Source organism: Allobosea sp. GW821-FHT10B12 (genome assembly GCF_059415545.1).
In genome coordinates this window covers 45,862-60,758 of the sequence record NZ_JBWKNL010000015.1, presented here as the reverse complement: position 1 = coordinate 60,758, position 14,897 = coordinate 45,862, and the positions used below count along the sequence as shown (strand labels likewise).

The following is a 14,897-nucleotide window of genomic DNA, read 5'->3' as shown; positions in this document are numbered from 1 at the left end:
ATGAGCAAGGCACCGCGCGCCATCCGCCTCGATCCGCAGGGTGGCTCGTCCGAGGACGCCGTCTTCGGCGACCGCGGCGATGTCGCCGTCGTGCCCGAGGTCGAGCCGATCGAGCCCGAGGCTGCGCCGACGCCGCAGCCCAGGCGCCGCCGCTTCAGCTGGGGCAGCCTGTTCGTCGCGGCATTGTCCGGCCTGCTGGCGCTCTCCGTCACGGTCTGGGCGGAGCAGACGATCAGGTGGCTGCTCGCCCTCAACCCGGCCGTCGGTATCGCGGCGCTGGTCTGCGCCGGCGTTGCCGCGCTGGCACTGCTGGTCATGCTGCTACGGGTGCTGCGCGACATCCTGCGCGAGCGGCGGGTCGAGGCCGTGCGCGAGCGCGCCGTCGTCGCATTGGCCGAGAGCGATCTCGCCAGGGCACGCAGCGTGGCTGGCGATCTCGACAAGCTCTATGCCGGCCGGCCCGAAACCGCGAAGGGCAGGGCGGAACTCACCGCCCATACGCCGCAATTGCTCGCCGCCCGCGACCTGCTCACCGTCGCCGAGCGCAGCCTGCTCGCGCCGCTCGATGCGTTGGCACAGGCGCAGGTGGCGCAGGCGGCGCGGCGGGTTTCGCTGGTGACGGCAGTGAGCCCGCGGGCGCTGGTCGATGTCGTCTTCGTGCTCGTCGCCTGCGCCCGGCTGCTGCGGGCGATCGCCACCATCTATGCCGGCCGCCCCGGAACGCTCGGCCTGCTCCGGCTGGCGCGGCAGGTGCTCGGCCATCTCGTCGTCACTGGTGGCATCGCGGCGGGTGACGCCGTCATCCAGCAGGTGCTCGGCCAGGGGCTGGCGGCGCGCCTCTCGGCCAAGCTCGGCGAGGGCGTGCTCAACGGATTGCTCACCGCCCGGATCGGGCTCGCCGCCATCGCGGTCTGCCGGCCGCTGCCCTTCGTCGAAGTGAAGCCGCCGGGATTGTCCGACGTTGCCGGCGATCTGTCGGGCTGGGGCGGGAAGAGCGACTGAACCCCACTGTCATTCCGGGGCGACGCGGAGCGTCGAGCCCGGAATCCATATCCGCCGGCGCTGCCGGCACGGGCGCCACTGTATCAGCCCTTTTTGAAGAGCGCTGTGTTCATGGGTTCCGGGCTCAGGCCTTTCGGCCTGCCCCGGAATGACGCCGCCGCTCGGCAGAATTTGCCGGTAGCGGACGAATCTGCCCGGTCGGAATCGTCGGGAAACCTTTCGAAAACCATCCAAGCTCTTGAAATATCTCAGGCATGGCCGTGGCACAGGCCGTGCAAACTCACCCTCGGTTCGACATGCCGCCCATGGGGGGCGCTGTCCAGGTCAGATGACCAGGTGAGGTTGCGATGGGTGTTTTCAGTGCTCTGACGACGGCCGTGACGGGCATGCAGGCCCAGTCCTATGCCCTCGAGAATATCTCCGGCAACATCGCGAACTCGCGCACCGCCGGCTTCAAGCGGGTCGATACCAGCTTCTCCGACCTGGTGCCGGATTCGGCGCTGAACCGGCAGATCGCCGGCTCGGTCGCCTCCTATAGCCGCGCCACCAACACGATCCAGGGCGACCTCAACGCCACCCGCATCGACACCAATGCCGCGATCAACGGCGACGGCTTCTTCGTGGTCGACCAGCGCCAGAGCGGCGTCGGCGCCTCGACCCTGTTCGCCAACACCAACCTCTACACCCGCCGCGGCGATTTCGACTTCGACGCCGACGGCTACCTGGTCAACGGCGCCGGCTACTACCTCAAGGGCCAGAAGATCGATCCCGTCACCGGCCAGGTGATCGGCAGCCAGCCCGACGTGCTGCGCATCACCAAGGACCAGTTCCCGGCCAAGGCGACGACCCAGATCGAGTACAGCGCCAACATCCCGGCCTATCCGAAGACCAACAGCGCCAATACCGCGACACCCGGCTCCGAGCTGCTCAATGCCGGCACGGGCTTCGGCACGAATCCGAGCATACCTCCCGGCGGCACCGGCACGGTGGTCGGCAGCGACCTGACCACCTTCCTCAACCGCTCGATCCCGGGTGGTTCGGTCACCGTCTACGACTCGCTCGGCAAGGCAACCAGTGTCGAGTTGCGCTGGGCCAAGATCTCCAACGCTGCGGCTGGTCCGCCGGCGGTGGTCGACACCTGGAACCTGTTCATCGCCGAGAACACCGGCGCGACCGGCGCCACGGTCGCCTATCGCAATGTCGGCGTCCCGGTCACCTTCGATTCGACCGGCAAGATGTCGGCGCCGGCGAGCGGCAACATCACCATCCCGCCGATGACCATCGGCGGCACTGCGATCTCTCCTGCCGCCGCCCCGATCACCATCGTCACAAACGGCACCAGCCTGACCCAGAACGGCGACACCAGCGGCCAGATCGACGCCCGCAGCATCAGGCAGAACGGCTACACCGCCGGCACGCTCGACCGGGTCTCGATCTCGAATGAAGGTCAGGTGATCGGCACCTTCAGCAACGGCCAGGTCGTGGCGCTGGCGCAGATCGCGGTCGCCCGCTTCAACGCCGGCAACGCGCTGAAGCGCCTCGATGGCGGCGCGTTCGAGGAGACGATCGAGTCGGGCGCTCCGATCGTCGGTCTCGGCACCTCGGCGCTGATTGGCGGCAATGTCGAGCAGTCGAACACCGACATCGCCGACGAATTCTCGAAGATGATCGTCACCCAGCAGGCCTATTCGGCCAACACCAAGGTGATCTCCACGGCGCAGGAGATGCTGCGCGACGTCTTCAACATCATCCGCTGAGCAGCTGAACACCGCCTGGCCTGACGGCCCAGAAGGGCCGGGCCGAACGGAACGAGCCAAAGACGACAGGAGTTGACGATGGGTCTCAACACCGCGCTCGGTACTTCGATTTCCGGCCTGCGCAGCGCGCAGGCCGGCATTGGCGTCATCTCGCAGAACGTCGCCAATGCCGGCACGCCGGGCTATGTCCGGCGGACGATCTCGAACGTCGACTCGGTCAGCGGCAGCACGGTCGGCGTCAGTAATCCCAACGTCCAGCGGCTGCTCGACCGGATCGTGCAGCACCAGCTTCTGCAGGAGAGCTCGGGCGCGGCCTATACTTCGACGCGCGCCCAGGTCTTCGCCAATCTCGACAAGCTCTACGGCGCCCCGGGCAGCGCGACGGCGCTCGACTCGATGTACAGCAAGTTCACGAGTTCGCTGCAGGCGCTGCAGAACGATCCGTCCTCCTACACCAACCGCACCGCCGTGATCGATGCGGCGAGCCAGCTCGCCAACCGGCTGCGCGGTCTATCGGATGGCGTCCAGCAGCAGCGCGCCCAGACCGAAGCGGGCATCGGCGCGGCTGTGACGCGCACCAACGAGCTGCTCGAGCAGCTCACCGACGTCAATGCGCGTATCGTCAACGCCCAGCAGAGTTCCGGTACGGCGGATCTGCGCGACCAACGCGACCGGATCATCTCGGAGCTGTCGCAATACGTCGAAATCCGCACCGACGAGCGTCCGAACGGCTCGGTCAGCATCACCACCGCATCGGGCACGCAGCTCTTCGACGGGCGCCCGACGATCAAGTTCGAGTTCGACGCGCGCGCCAATATCGGTCCGCAGTCGCAATGGAGCAGCGATCCCGCCCAGCGCGGCGTCGGCACGATCGTGGCCCGGGACCTCTCCGGCAACAGCTTCGACGCCATCGCCAACAACACCTTCCGCTCCGGCGAGATCGGCGCGCTGGTCGAATTGCGCGACAAGACTTTGGTGCAGGCGCAAGCCCAGCTCGACGAGATCGCCGCCCAGCTCTCCAGCGCGCTCTCCGATCGCGAGATCGCCGGGACGGCGGTGACCGCCGGCGCCGCCACCGGGTTCGATGTCGATCTCGCCGGGCTGCAGTCCGGCAATTCGGTGACGCTCGATTACAAGGTCACCCCTGGCGGGCAGACGCAGCGCTTCACCTTCGTGCGCGTCGACTCGGCGGCCTCTCTGCCCTTGCCGGCCTCGGCCCAGGGCGATGCCAACAACCGCGTCATCGGCATCGACTTCTCCGGCGGCCCCGCCTCGGTCGCGGCCCAGATCCAGGCGGCCGTCGGCACGGGCTTCACCGTCTCCAACACTGGCTCGGTGTTGCGGATCGTCGATGACGGAGCGGCCGGGACGCGCGACGTCGTCGGCCTGACGGCGCGCCCGACCCAGACCTCACTGACCGGCGGCACCGGCGAACTGCCCTTCTTCGTCGATGGCCGCAACAACGCCGCCTATACCGGCTCCTATGAGGGCGGGGCGCAGTCGGTCGGCTTCGCCTCCCGCATCGCGGTCAATCCGGACCTGATCGCCGATCGTTCCCGGCTGGTGGTCTACAACACCAGCCCGGCGACGCCGCAGGGCGACACGACCCGGCCGAAATTCCTCTATGACCGGCTGACCTCGAGCCAGCGCAGCTTCACCAACGCGACCGGCTTCGACGGTTCGGCGGCGACGTCGAGCGGCACGGTCTCGAGCCTGGTGCAGCGCGTCGTCGCCGGCCAGGGCCAGGCCAGCGAGCAGGCCAAGCGCCTCGACGAGGGGCAGCAGGTCGCCTTTTCCTCGGTGCAGAGCCGCTTCCTCGAGGACACCAAGGTCAATGTCGACGAGGAAATGTCGACGCTGATCGAACTGCAGAGCGCCTACGCCGCCAACGCACGCGTCATCTCCACGGTCAAGGAGTTGCTCGACGTGCTGATGAGACTGTGAGGAGATAGGTCATGACCATCACCCCCACCGGTACCGGCGCCTATCGCCTCGCCAATCCGCACCAGTTCGTCTCGATGCGCGGGCAGCTCGACGACCTGCAGCGCCAGCTGGCGACGCAGAAGAAATCCGAGACCTATGCCGGCCTCGGCATGGATCGCGGCGTCAGCCTCGACCTCAACAACAAGCTCTCGACGCTCGACGGCTATCTGACCGGCATCCAGCGCGCCGACGTCAACCTCAAGCTGATGACCAAGGCGGTCGAGAACTTCACCAAGCTCGCCGGCGAGACACGGGCCGATGCCCGGCCGGACAGCTATGTCGAGACCTCGACCGGCCGCACCTCGCCGCAGGTTCTGGCCGAGGAGAAGTTCAAGCAGACGCTCGACCTGCTGAATTCGCAGGTGAACGGCCGCTACCTGTTCTCCGGCCGCACCTCCGATGTCGAGCCGGTGGTGGATTACTCGCTGATCATGGATGGCGATGCCACTCACGCCGGCCTGAAGCAGTTGATCTCCGAGCGCAAGCAGGCGGATCTCGGCGCCGGCGGCATGGGCCGGCTCGTCACCGGTGGCGCCGGTACGAATGCGACCATCGCCGAAGAGGCCGCCGGTTTGCCTTATGGCTTCAAGCTGACCAGCGCCTCGAGCAGCACGGCAGCGATGACCACGGCCTACAATGCCGGGCCGCCCGCCGATATCGCCGTCAACGTCGCTGCGCAGCCGCAGCCGGGAGACACGCTGAAGATCGCACTGAAGCTGCCCGACGGCACGACGGAGGAGATCACCCTGACGGCGCGTGCGGCGGGCACGACCGGCGATCCCGCCGAAGGCTTCGTCATCGGGGTCGACGCCAACGCGACCGCCGCGAACCTGCGCACGGCGATCGGCGCGGCGCTGTCGCGCGAGGCGAAGACGTCATTGTCGGGTGCTTCGGCTCAGGTGGCCGCCAAGGACTTCTTTGCCGGCAGCCCGAGCAACCCGCCGCTCCGGGTGCCTGGGCCGCCTTTCGACACCGCGACCGCCGCGCCCGCGCCCGGGACCGCCGCCAATACCGTCATCTGGTATCAGGGCGACGATGCCGCCGGCTCGGCCCGGGCGACGGCCAGCGTCCAGGTTGACCAGGGCCAGCAGGTGGCAGCCGGCGCCCGCGCCAACGAGGAGGCGTTCCGCACCGGCCTGGCGCAGTTCGCGATCATGGCGGCCGAGACCTTTCCGGCGAGCGATGCGAACTCGAAACTGCGCTACGAGGCGATGACCGAGCGGGTGCGCAGCAATATCGGTTTCCCGCCCGGTACGCAGAACCCGTCGGAGATCATTGTCGAGCTCGGCTCGGCCCAGACCGCGATGGCCCAGGCCAAGGAGCGGCACACCGCGACCAAGGACTATCTGAGCACGACGCTCGCCGGTGTGGAGGACATCACCAAGGAGGAGGTGGCGATGCAGATCCTGGCGCTGCAGACCACCTTGCAGGCGAGCTACCAGACGACCTCGATGCTGTCGCAGCTGCGCCTGACGAACTATCTCTGACGTTGCCGCTCCCGGCGGCCTCAAACGAAAACGGCCCGGAGCGATCCGGGCCGTTTCTTTTGTCCGAGATGTCGTCTGCGTCGCGCTCAGCGGCCGCGCAGGCCGGCGGCGATGTCGCGATTGATGTTGACGAGGATGCCGATCGCGGCCGGCTCCGGCGCCGCGGCGATCTGGAACGTCCGGTTGAATATGAAGTTGGCCAGGCCGAGGATGTTGCGCTTGATCTCGACCGGCAGCGGATTGTCCTCGGCGATCACCGCCGAGACCAGCAGAGTCCAGAGCTTGCGGTTATAGGCCAGGGCTGCGTCGAGATCGCCGGAACGGACGGCCCAGTCATCGACGATCATCTGGAGACGGGCGCCCGCCTTGAGCAGGAGGCCGGCTTCGAGTTCGCGCGGTGACTGGACGTTCTGTGCCGTCTTCGACGCCGCGGCGTAGGCATTAAACCCGCTTTGCATGCTCGAGCAGTTCCGCCTCGTAAGAGATCAGCTTCTTGGCAGCCTTGAGAGCTTTGTAGAGCTCACCACTTAAGATGCAGTTATTGATTTCGGACATATGCGGCAAAGCGCTCGGCGCGGCCTGCATGAAATCGCGCACGAGCTGGAAGTAGACTTCGTGCTCCGCCGTCGGGTCGCCGGCGAGGTACATCAGCTGGATCGCGAGATAGATCTTCTTGGCCGGCGTGTCGGCGCTGGCCGCTGTGAGGATGTCCTTCTCGCGCAGGATCGGCGCCTCACCCTCGATGAAGAAGCGGGTGCGCTGCTCGTCGTTGCGGATGACGACCGAGCCGATGATGATGCGCTCGTTCGGCTTGAGCTCGACCTTGAGGGCCATGTCGGTCCCGCCTTCTGGCTATAGGGGAGGGGGCGTCAGCCGAACAGGCGCAGCACGCCCTGGTCGGCCTGGTTGGCGAGCGAGAGCGCGGTCTGCGAGAGCTGCTGGCGCGTGTTGAGCGCGAGCAGGCTGGCGCCTTCCTCGTTCGGATCGGCCAGGACGAGGTTGCCGGCGCCGGTGGTCAGCACGTTGGCGAGCTCCTTGGTGAAATCCTGCCGGGTCTGAGCGACCGAGAGATTCGAACCGAAGGTCGAGGCCAGCGACTTCAGCGAAGTCAGCGCGCTGGTCAGGGAGGCGGTCGCCTTCTCCAGGTCGGCGTCGTTCTGGAAGTTGATGAAGCCGGCGAGCTGCGTGTTGACCGCCTGCGAAATGCCGAGATTGTCGGCGCTGATGGTCGAGCCCTGGATATCGAGCTTGGTCTGGTTGCGGCCAGTCTTCTCGTTGAAGACGATCGAGAGCCGATCGCCCGCCAGCAGGTTGATGCCGTTGAAGCTCGAATCCTTGGCGAGATCGTCGATCTTGTTGCGCAGGTCGTTGAACTGGTCGATCAGGTTCGAACGCACCGCCGAGGTGATGCCGGACGAAACCGCGCCGGTGGTGCGATCGGCTCCTGCAAGACCGAACAGGGTGTTCTGCGCGCCGGTGCTGGCAGCCGTCCTGGCAGCGGCGAGGGCAACCTCGGCATCGGTTTGAGGAGGGGCCGCGACGCCGCCGGCGATGCCGATGCCGACGCTCAGCGTATCCGAGCCATTGCCCTTGACATTGAGCTGGCCCTTTTCATCGACGAAGGCGCTGGCGAAGCCGGAGCTGTTGATCGCGTTGACGACGTCGCGAACGGTGGTGTTCGTGGTGACGTCGAGCGTGACCTCCGACATGTTGGCAGGAACGGTCGGATCACCCTTGCCGATCTGGATGACCATCTTGTTGGAGGTGTTGGCAGTCGCTCCGCCGCGGGTGTCGAAGCCGAGGTCACCAGCCGAGCCGGCCGTTGCCGCGGTAGCGGTGTTGGCGGTGTAGGTAACCGGAGGACCGGCATTGACGATGCCGTCTTCGCCGATCCGCTTGTCGAGCGCGATGTCCTTCAGGCTCTTGCTGGTGACGACGGCTTCACCGGCCGAGGAGAGCTTGGTCCCTGTGCTGGTGATGGTCGGGCGGTTCTGCGCGGCGTCGGCCTGGGCCTGTTTCACCGTCGACTGCAGCGAGCCGACCAGCTTGGTGATGCCGTCGATGCCCTTGGAGGCAGCCTGGATGGTCTGGATGCCGTTCGAGATGCCGTCGAGCAGATTGGTGAGCTGGCTCGAACGATCGGTCAGAGAAGCGGCGGTGAAGAAGTTCACCGGATTGTCGATCGCGGAGTTGACCTTGCGGCCGGTGGCGAGACGGTTCTGGATCACGCCCTGCTGGGCTGTGGTCTGCTGGAGGGTCAGCAGGTTGTTGCGGACGCCGTTCGACAGGATCGTGTTGGCCATTTCAGGTCCCTCTGACAGCGCGATTCGGCGCTCAACCAGCTTGCTCTGGGCCGACAATCCTTTGTTAAGGCTAATAAACGGTTAATCGCGCCGCCGGGCGCAAACGAAAAGCGGCGGAGCCTTTCGGCTCCGCCGCTCTTTTGCTTCGTCCCGCGTTCTGCGGGGTGATCCGCTCCTGCGGACCGAAGATCAGCCGAGGAGACGCAGGACGCCCTGGTCGGCCTGGTTGGCGAGGGAGAGCGCCTGCTGCGAGAGCTGCTGACGGGTCTGCAGCGCGAGCAGGGAGGCGGCTTCCTGGTTGAGGTCGGCGTTGACGAGGCTGTCGGCGCCGGTGGTCAGGACGTTCGCCATGTCCTTGGTGAAGTCCTGGCGGGTCTGGACGACCGAGAGGTTGGCGCCGAGGCTCGAGGAGAGCGACTTCAACGAGGTCAGGGCGCCGGTGAGCGACTTGGTGGCGTCTTCCAGATCGGCATCGTTCTGGAAGTTGATCGAGCCGGTGAGCTGGGTGTTGCCAGCCTTGGTGATGCCGAGGTTGTCCGAGGTCAGGTTGGTGCCCTGAACCTCGACCTTGGTCTGGTTCTTGCCGGTCTTCTCGTTGAAGACGACCGACAGACGGTCACCGCCGAGCAGGTTGAGGCCGTTGAAGCCGGAATCCTTGGCGAGATCGTCGATCTTGCCACGCAGATCGTTGTACTGGTCGATCAGGTTCGAACGCACCGAAGAGGTGATGCCGGACGAAACCGTGCCGGTGGTGCGATCAGCCGCTACAAGACCGAACAGGGTGTTCTGTGCGCCGGTGCCGGCAGCGGTCCTAGCGGCGGCGAGGGCGACATCGGCAGCCGTTTGGCCCGCAGGAGGCGCGACCCCGCCGTCGCCGGCGATGCCGATGCCGACGCTCAGCGTCTCCGAGCCGTTGCCCTTGACGTTGAGCTGGCCCTTTTCATCGACGAAGGCGCTGGCGAAGCCGGAGCTGTTGATCGCGTTGACGACATCGCGAACGGTGGTGTTCGTGGTGACGTCGAGCGTGATCTCCGACATGTTGGCAGGAACGGTGGGATCACCCTTGCCGATCTGGATGACCATCTTGTTGGCGGTGTTGGCAGTCGCTTGGCCGCGGGTGTCGTAGCCGAGGTCACCAGACGAGCCGGCCGTGGCCGCGGTGGCGGCGTTGGGGGTGTAGACAGCAGGAGGACCGACATCGTTGACGCCGTCTTCGCCGATCTTCTTGTCGAGCGCGATATCCTTCAGGCTCTTGCTGGTGGCGACGGCTTCACCGGCCGAGGCAAGCTTGGTGCCCGTGCTGGCGATGGCCGGCCTGTTCTGGGCCGCGTCGGCCTGGGCCTGCTTGATCGTCGACTGCAGCGAACCGACGAGCTTGGTGATGCCGTCGATGCCCTTGGAGGCAGCCTGAATGGTCTGGATGCCGTTCGAGATGCCGTCGAGCAGGCCGGTGAGCTGGCTCGAACGATCATTCAGCGAAGCGGCGGTGAAGAAGTTGACCGGGCTATCGATCGCGCTGTTGACCTTCTTGCCGGTGGCAAGACGGTTCTGGATCTGAGCGGATTGAGCGGCGGTCGACTGCAGCGTCGAGAGGTTGTTCCGGACGCCGGCAGAGAGAGAAACGGCCATGATAAAATACCCTTCTGGTATGGTGCCTTCTGGCATCGTGACCGTTCTGGCCGCGACCCGAGGACCATCGGGCCCGATCTCGTAACAAGGCGTAAATTCGGCCTCGCGAATTGCTCGCGAATTGGGCAAAGCCGCGGCGTGGTTAACGAGTGTAAAATGCTCGCATCTGGCCGAGGCCACTGCGTTTTGAGGATCGGCCTACGAACGAAAAACGCCGCCGGCGGATGCCGGCGGCGTCGAAGGTGGGGGAAGCTGGCGCTCTCTCAGGCGAGGCGCTCGACCTCATGGCTGCGGGGCGCGTCCGCCTCGCGGCTGCGTTCGAGGATCTCGCGCGACCAGATGCGCAGTTTCAACAGCGTCTCGTCGGGGAGTTGCTCGACCACCTCGCCGGTGTCGCGGTTGGTCTTGCGCAGGATGACGCTGCGCGTCTTCGGGTCGATGTCGAGGCGCCGCTCGATCACGTCGCGCAATTCCTGCTGGCGGCGCTGCTCGTCGAAGCGACGCTGTTGGGCAGTGTCGTCCTGTGCGCTCTGCTGGCGCTGCGCATCGGAACGGCGCTCCTCAGCACGGGCGCGGATGTCGAGCTGAACCGGCTCGCCAGCCGCGATCGAGCGCACGGTCTTCTCCGGAGGGAGCTCGACCGGCGTGGCGCCGTTCTGGACGGAAATATCGGTGCGAATCGTCGCCTGGACGGCACCGGTCGCGAACGTCTTGGGTGTCGCGCCGAAATCCATTCTGGACTCCTCTCGCAAAGGCGGACTTCTTCCAAGCATGAGACGATGGGGCAGAGAGTTGAATCCGCCGTTACGGAAATTGGTAAATTGCAGTGCATTCGGCGGATTTTCCGTATCCGCAAAGCGTTAATGCGCGATCTGCCGCGTCGCCGCGCAGATTAACCATGGTGTTGTCTGTTCTCGACAAGCCTTGAGTTGGCTATGCCGTAGCTGCCGCGATGCCGTTCTTGGCTGTGTGATTCCTACAGGCTCTTCGAAATCACCAGTGGCCCGGCATTCGGTCGAGCGAAGACTCCGGCGCCGACCGTTGCGGTCGGGCCGTAGCCCGGCGCCTTGTTCTGACGGTTCGCGTCGGCAGCCAGGTCGCGCATGATCGATTCCGAGATCGCACGCGCCGTCGCCAGCACGGTCTGGTTGAGATCGATCAGATCCTGGAAGGCGAGATGAGCGCTCTTCAGGCGCTTGACCTTCTCCGGAGCAAAGCGGGCGAGCGCCACGGCGTTCAGCTTGATCTGCTCGACGCCCTTCATATAGGTGCCGGCGAGCTCGGCCTTGCGCGCCTCGCGCTCCATCGCGTCCTTGAGGCGCCCGGCCTTGACCAGCCCGGTCTCCTCGCCGACGACATGGGAGAGGGCGCCGAGCGTCTCCATCACGGTCTCGATCAGGGTTTCGGCCTCCGCCGCGCTCGAGACGCGCGGACGCTCGTCGACGACGCGCATCGGCTCAAACATTGCCGACCCCCGCAGAGGCCTTCGCCTGGACCTGGATCAGGTCGCGCATGATCTGATCGGAGAGGCCCACGCCACCGGACTTCTGAATCTGCTTGGCGTATTCCTGCGTCAGCATCGAGCGCCAGACGTCGCCGCCGACACCGTTCTCGCCGAGCGGCCCTTCGGTCCCGTTCGAGCTCATCACGCTCTGGGTGAAGTTCTCGAGGAAAACGGCCTCGAAATCGTCGGCGGTCTTCTTCGCCTTGTTCTGCGAGGAGCTGAGCGCGTCGGCGACGCCGCCGGCCAGATTGACGGCGGCGCCGATGGCGAGCTTGGCGGCGGGGGCGGCGAGGATGGCACTCATTACATCACCTCGATGTCGGCTTGCAGCGCGCCGGCTGCCTTGATGGCTTGCAGGATGGAGAGCAGGTCGCGTGGGCCAAGGCCGAGTGCGTTGAGTCCGTCGACCAGCTCACGCAGCGTCACGCTCTCCTTGACCAGAGCGAGCTTGTTGGTGCCCTCGGTGTCGACCTTGACGTTGCTGCGCGGGACGACGACCGTCCGGCCCTGGCCGAATTCGTTCGGCTGGCTGACCTGCGGCTCCTCGGAGATCGTCACCGTCAGGTTGCCCTGGGCGACGGCGACGGTGGAGACGCGCACGTCCTTGCCCATCACGATGATGCCGGAGCGTTCGTCGATGACGACGCGGGCGCCCTGATCGGGCTCGACCCGGAGCTGCTCGATATCGGTGAGCAGGCGGATCATGTTGCCCTGGAAACGCGGCGGGATCTGCAGCACCACGGTCGACGGATCGGTCGGCTCGGCCGAGTCGCCGCCGATGAAGTCGTTGATCGCGGCGGCGATGCGGCGGGCGGTGGTGAGATCGGGGTTGCGCAGCGACAGGCGCAGCGTCTTCAGCTTGTTGAGGGCGAAATCGATCTCGCGTTCGACCAGGCCGCCATTGGCGATGCGCCCGACGGTCGGCACGCCGCGAGTGATCTTGGCGGCCTCGGCCTCGGCCGAGAAGCCGGCGATCGCGACCGGGCCTTGAGAGACCGCATAGACCTCGCCATCGGCGCCGAGCAGCGGGGTGGCGAGCAAGGTGCCGCCCTGCAGCGACTTGGCATCGCCCAGCGCCGAGACGGTGACGTCGAGCCGCGTGCCCTGGACGGCGAAGGGCGGCAGGTTGGCGGTGATCATCACCGCGGCGACGTTGGCCGTACGCATGCTGGCGCCGCGGGTGTTGACGCCGAGGCGCTCCAGCATCGCCTGCAGGGACTGCTTGGTGAAGGGTGCGTTGTTGAGCGTGTCGCCGGTGCCATTGAGGCCGACGACGATGCCGTAGCCGAGGATCTGGTTGCTGCGCACGCCCTCGACCGAGGCGAGGTCCTTGATGCGTGAGAGCGCGGTTCCCATGCCGCCGCTGCCGGCGAAGGCGGTGCGGGAGACGCCGGCCTCGGCCGCGCCGCTGCGCGCCGGGCCGTTGTTGGCACCGTTGTTGCCGCCAACCCGACCCGGACCGGGCGCCGGGGCGAGGTCGGCCGCCATGGCGGCGCCGGCCAGCAGCAAGGCTGCGAGCGGCGTCAGCAGATGGCGGAGACGAAAGAGGCGGGGCATGGCACACCGGTGAATCTGATCTCGCCAGCCTGTTGCGAAGACCGTGCCAGTTCGGGAGAAAGCGAAAACGCTTTTTAATCAGGATTTTAGAGATCTCTGGCCTGATCGGGGAGGGCTGGCCGGTCGGCATAAAGCTGCCGCCCCCGGCAAATCCTGCCGAGCGATTTACCGCTCGTTAACCACGTTGCCGGCACAAGGAAGCTAAGTCGGGCAGCGTCTATGCAGCGCCTTTTCAGGCCGACCTTGCGAGAGCGTGATGATCCGCATCGACCAGCGCAGCCCGATCGCCTCGACGACCTCGACCAGTCGTAGCGGCTCGACGACCGGCTCCTCCTTCCGCCTGCCGGCGCGCGAGAGCGCGGGGGCGGCGCAGGGCGCGGCCGTCAGCCATGCCGGCTCGCTCGATGGTTTGCTCGCGGTCCAGGTCGAGGAGGACGGGCAGGAGCGCAAGCGGCGCCAGGCCCGGCGCGGCCATGACCTGCTCGATGGACTCGACAGGCTCAAGGCCGCCCTGCTCACCGGACGTGTCGCACCGGCCGAGCTCGAGCGGCTGAAGGCGATGCTGTCGGCACGGCGCGAGGCGACCGACGATCCGCGCCTCGACGAAGTGCTGGCCCATATCGAATTGCGAGCCGCAGTCGAGCTGGCGAAGCTCGGGCGCTGAAGTCGGCCCGCTCCGCCTTCAAAAAAGCCGAAACGCAGTCATGCATCTCCGCGTTTGCCGGGGCGTTCCAGCACGTCGGAGTTGCAGCCTATGGATATCGTCTGGATCGGCCCGCGCGCGGCCCGCCTCGTATTGATGGCGTGGCCGGGACTGCTTCTGGCTGCCTTGGTGCTCAGCCCTGCTCAGGCGCAGGGCAGAGGGGCCGAGCGCTTCGAAAACGCCGGCCCCTATGAGGCTACCACGCTCGAAAAGCCGCTGTGCTGCGACAGCAAGGGCAATTCCGTCGAGGTCTACCTGCCGCGCGCGAAACGTGCCGGCGAGATCTTCCCGGTCGTGACCTGGGGCAACGGGACCTGGGCGAAGCCGGACAAGTACACCTTTCTGCTGCGGCATCTGGCGTCCTGGGGGATGATCGTCGTCGCGACGCGGGATTCCAGCGTCGGCACCGGCGAAACGTTGCTCGATGCCGTCGCACTGCTGGAACGGAGCGAGCTGGCTGCGCAGGCGGATCGCAGGCGCGTCGCTGCGATCGGGCATTCACAGGGCGCCTCGGGCGCTTTCAACGCGGCGGCGGCCCGCTCCTCCGGGATCGGCACCGCTGTCCTGATCGACCTGCCCGGACGCCGCCTGTGCAACCGGGAGCATTGTGCGGCGATCCCCACGGGGCTGCGGGAGAAGCAGTCGGTCCTGTTCCTCTCCGGCGAGCGCGATCCGCTGTCGTCGCCCGAGATGATCGACGGCTATTTCAGCGAGGTACCGGCCGGGCGCCTGCGCGCCAAGGCTGCGGTGGCCGGCGCCGATCACAACGATATCCAGGGGCAGCCGGGTTGCCAGCCCTTCGCCATCGGCTGCCGGACCGGCATCGGCGCCTTCCTGCCCTATGTCACCGCCTGGCTGCGTTGGCAGCTCGCCGGCGACAAGGCCGCAGCGGGCGCCTTTGCCGGAAAAGGCGCGCCGTTCATGCGCGATCCGCAGCTGATCAACGCAGTCATCGACCGCTAGTGCAGCCTC

At 66.5% G+C, this 14,897-nt stretch carries 14 protein-coding genes; 6 read left to right on the top strand and 8 right to left on the bottom strand.

The features are described from left to right. From AC07O0_RS29065 to AC07O0_RS29050, 4 genes are all read left to right on the top strand, one after another. Positions 1-1,002: a YcjF family protein gene (locus AC07O0_RS29065; RefSeq protein WP_494628161.1), complete on the top strand. Its 1,002-nt coding sequence runs from the start codon at positions 1-3 to the stop codon at positions 1,000-1,002. A 347-nt stretch (positions 1,003-1,349) separates the two neighbouring features. Next, complete coding sequence (locus AC07O0_RS29060; protein WP_494628159.1) at positions 1,350-2,759, top strand: flagellar hook protein FlgE; 1,410 nt, start codon at positions 1,350-1,352, stop codon at positions 2,757-2,759. Between the two features lie 78 nt (positions 2,760-2,837). Continuing rightward, positions 2,838-4,703, top strand: coding sequence for a flagellar hook-associated protein FlgK (gene flgK, locus AC07O0_RS29055; protein ID WP_494628157.1), 1,866 nt, complete (start codon positions 2,838-2,840; stop codon positions 4,701-4,703). Positions 4,704-4,714: 11 nt separating this feature from the next. Beyond that, a complete protein-coding gene (locus tag AC07O0_RS29050) occupies positions 4,715-6,229 on the top strand; it encodes a flagellar biosynthesis protein FlgL (protein WP_494628155.1) in 1,515 nt (504 codons plus the stop codon). A gap of 86 nt (positions 6,230-6,315) precedes the next feature. Here AC07O0_RS29050 and flaF read toward each other — a convergent pair whose 3' ends face one another. From flaF to AC07O0_RS29010, 8 genes are all read right to left on the bottom strand, one after another. After that, positions 6,316-6,687: a flagellar biosynthesis regulator FlaF gene (gene flaF / locus AC07O0_RS29045; RefSeq protein ID WP_494628153.1), complete on the bottom strand. Its 372-nt coding sequence runs from the start codon at positions 6,685-6,687 to the stop codon at positions 6,316-6,318. Next, positions 6,671-7,063 (bottom strand): flagellar biosynthesis repressor FlbT, encoded by a 393-nt coding sequence (gene flbT, locus AC07O0_RS29040; protein WP_152012853.1) that lies wholly within the window; start codon positions 7,061-7,063, stop codon positions 6,671-6,673. Before flbT ends, flaF begins: the two co-directional genes overlap by 17 nt. A gap of 35 nt (positions 7,064-7,098) precedes the next feature. Then, positions 7,099-8,532 (bottom strand): flagellin N-terminal helical domain-containing protein, encoded by a 1,434-nt coding sequence (locus tag AC07O0_RS29035; protein ID WP_494628151.1) that lies wholly within the window; start codon positions 8,530-8,532, stop codon positions 7,099-7,101. Between the two features lie 189 nt (positions 8,533-8,721). Beyond that, a complete protein-coding gene (locus tag AC07O0_RS29030) occupies positions 8,722-10,161 on the bottom strand; it encodes a flagellin N-terminal helical domain-containing protein (RefSeq protein ID WP_494628149.1) in 1,440 nt (479 codons plus the stop codon). A 263-nt stretch (positions 10,162-10,424) separates the two neighbouring features. Then, on the bottom strand, positions 10,425-10,895 hold the full coding sequence (locus AC07O0_RS29025) for a hypothetical protein (RefSeq protein ID WP_494628147.1): 471 nt from the start codon (positions 10,893-10,895) through the stop codon (positions 10,425-10,427). Between the two features lie 242 nt (positions 10,896-11,137). Then, positions 11,138-11,626: a hypothetical protein gene (locus AC07O0_RS29020; protein WP_494628146.1), complete on the bottom strand. Its 489-nt coding sequence runs from the start codon at positions 11,624-11,626 to the stop codon at positions 11,138-11,140. Further along, positions 11,619-11,969: a rod-binding protein gene (locus AC07O0_RS29015; RefSeq protein WP_494628144.1), complete on the bottom strand. Its 351-nt coding sequence runs from the start codon at positions 11,967-11,969 to the stop codon at positions 11,619-11,621. The genes AC07O0_RS29020 and AC07O0_RS29015 overlap by 8 nt, the downstream gene beginning before the upstream one ends. After that, the gene (locus AC07O0_RS29010; protein ID WP_494628142.1) at positions 11,969-13,222 is read right to left on the bottom strand and encodes a flagellar basal body P-ring protein FlgI; all 1,254 of its coding nucleotides are present in this window, start codon (positions 13,220-13,222) and stop codon (positions 11,969-11,971) included. The genes AC07O0_RS29015 and AC07O0_RS29010 overlap by 1 nt, the downstream gene beginning before the upstream one ends. Positions 13,223-13,478: 256 nt before the next feature. On the opposite strand from AC07O0_RS29010, the gene AC07O0_RS29005 reads away from it, so the two are divergent. Next, entirely contained in the window at positions 13,479-13,886 is a 408-nt protein-coding gene (locus tag AC07O0_RS29005) for a flagellar assembly protein FliX (protein WP_494628140.1), read from the top strand. Positions 13,887-13,976: 90 nt separating this feature from the next. Then, positions 13,977-14,888, top strand: coding sequence for an alpha/beta hydrolase (locus AC07O0_RS29000; protein WP_494628138.1), 912 nt, complete (start codon positions 13,977-13,979; stop codon positions 14,886-14,888). Positions 14,889-14,897: the final 9 nt, after the last annotated feature.

Excerpts from the sequence above, each read along its gene's own strand:
- flbT (WP_152012853.1), bottom strand. The coding sequence starts at position 7,063 with ATGGCCCTCAAGGTCGAGCTCAAGCCGAACGAGCGCATCATCATCGGC.
- AC07O0_RS29050 (WP_494628155.1), top strand. The coding sequence starts at position 4,715 with ATGACCATCACCCCCACCGGTACCGGCGCCTATCGCCTCGCCAATCCG.
- flgK (WP_494628157.1), top strand. The coding sequence starts at position 2,838 with ATGGGTCTCAACACCGCGCTCGGTACTTCGATTTCCGGCCTGCGCAGC.
- AC07O0_RS29020 (WP_494628146.1), bottom strand. The coding sequence starts at position 11,626 with ATGTTTGAGCCGATGCGCGTCGTCGACGAGCGTCCGCGCGTCTCGAGC.
- AC07O0_RS29025 (WP_494628147.1), bottom strand. The coding sequence starts at position 10,895 with ATGGATTTCGGCGCGACACCCAAGACGTTCGCGACCGGTGCCGTCCAG.
- AC07O0_RS29000 (WP_494628138.1), top strand. The coding sequence starts at position 13,977 with ATGGATATCGTCTGGATCGGCCCGCGCGCGGCCCGCCTCGTATTGATG.
- AC07O0_RS29015 (WP_494628144.1), bottom strand. The coding sequence starts at position 11,969 with ATGAGTGCCATCCTCGCCGCCCCCGCCGCCAAGCTCGCCATCGGCGCC.
- AC07O0_RS29005 (WP_494628140.1), top strand. The coding sequence starts at position 13,479 with ATGATCCGCATCGACCAGCGCAGCCCGATCGCCTCGACGACCTCGACC.
- AC07O0_RS29035 (WP_494628151.1), bottom strand. The coding sequence starts at position 8,532 with ATGGCCAACACGATCCTGTCGAACGGCGTCCGCAACAACCTGCTGACC.
- AC07O0_RS29060 (WP_494628159.1), top strand. The coding sequence starts at position 1,350 with ATGGGTGTTTTCAGTGCTCTGACGACGGCCGTGACGGGCATGCAGGCC.
- AC07O0_RS29030 (WP_494628149.1), bottom strand. The coding sequence starts at position 10,161 with ATGGCCGTTTCTCTCTCTGCCGGCGTCCGGAACAACCTCTCGACGCTG.
- AC07O0_RS29010 (WP_494628142.1), bottom strand. The coding sequence starts at position 13,222 with ATGCCCCGCCTCTTTCGTCTCCGCCATCTGCTGACGCCGCTCGCAGCC.
- AC07O0_RS29065 (WP_494628161.1), top strand. The coding sequence starts at position 1 with ATGAGCAAGGCACCGCGCGCCATCCGCCTCGATCCGCAGGGTGGCTCG.
- flaF (WP_494628153.1), bottom strand. The coding sequence starts at position 6,687 with ATGCAAAGCGGGTTTAATGCCTACGCCGCGGCGTCGAAGACGGCACAG.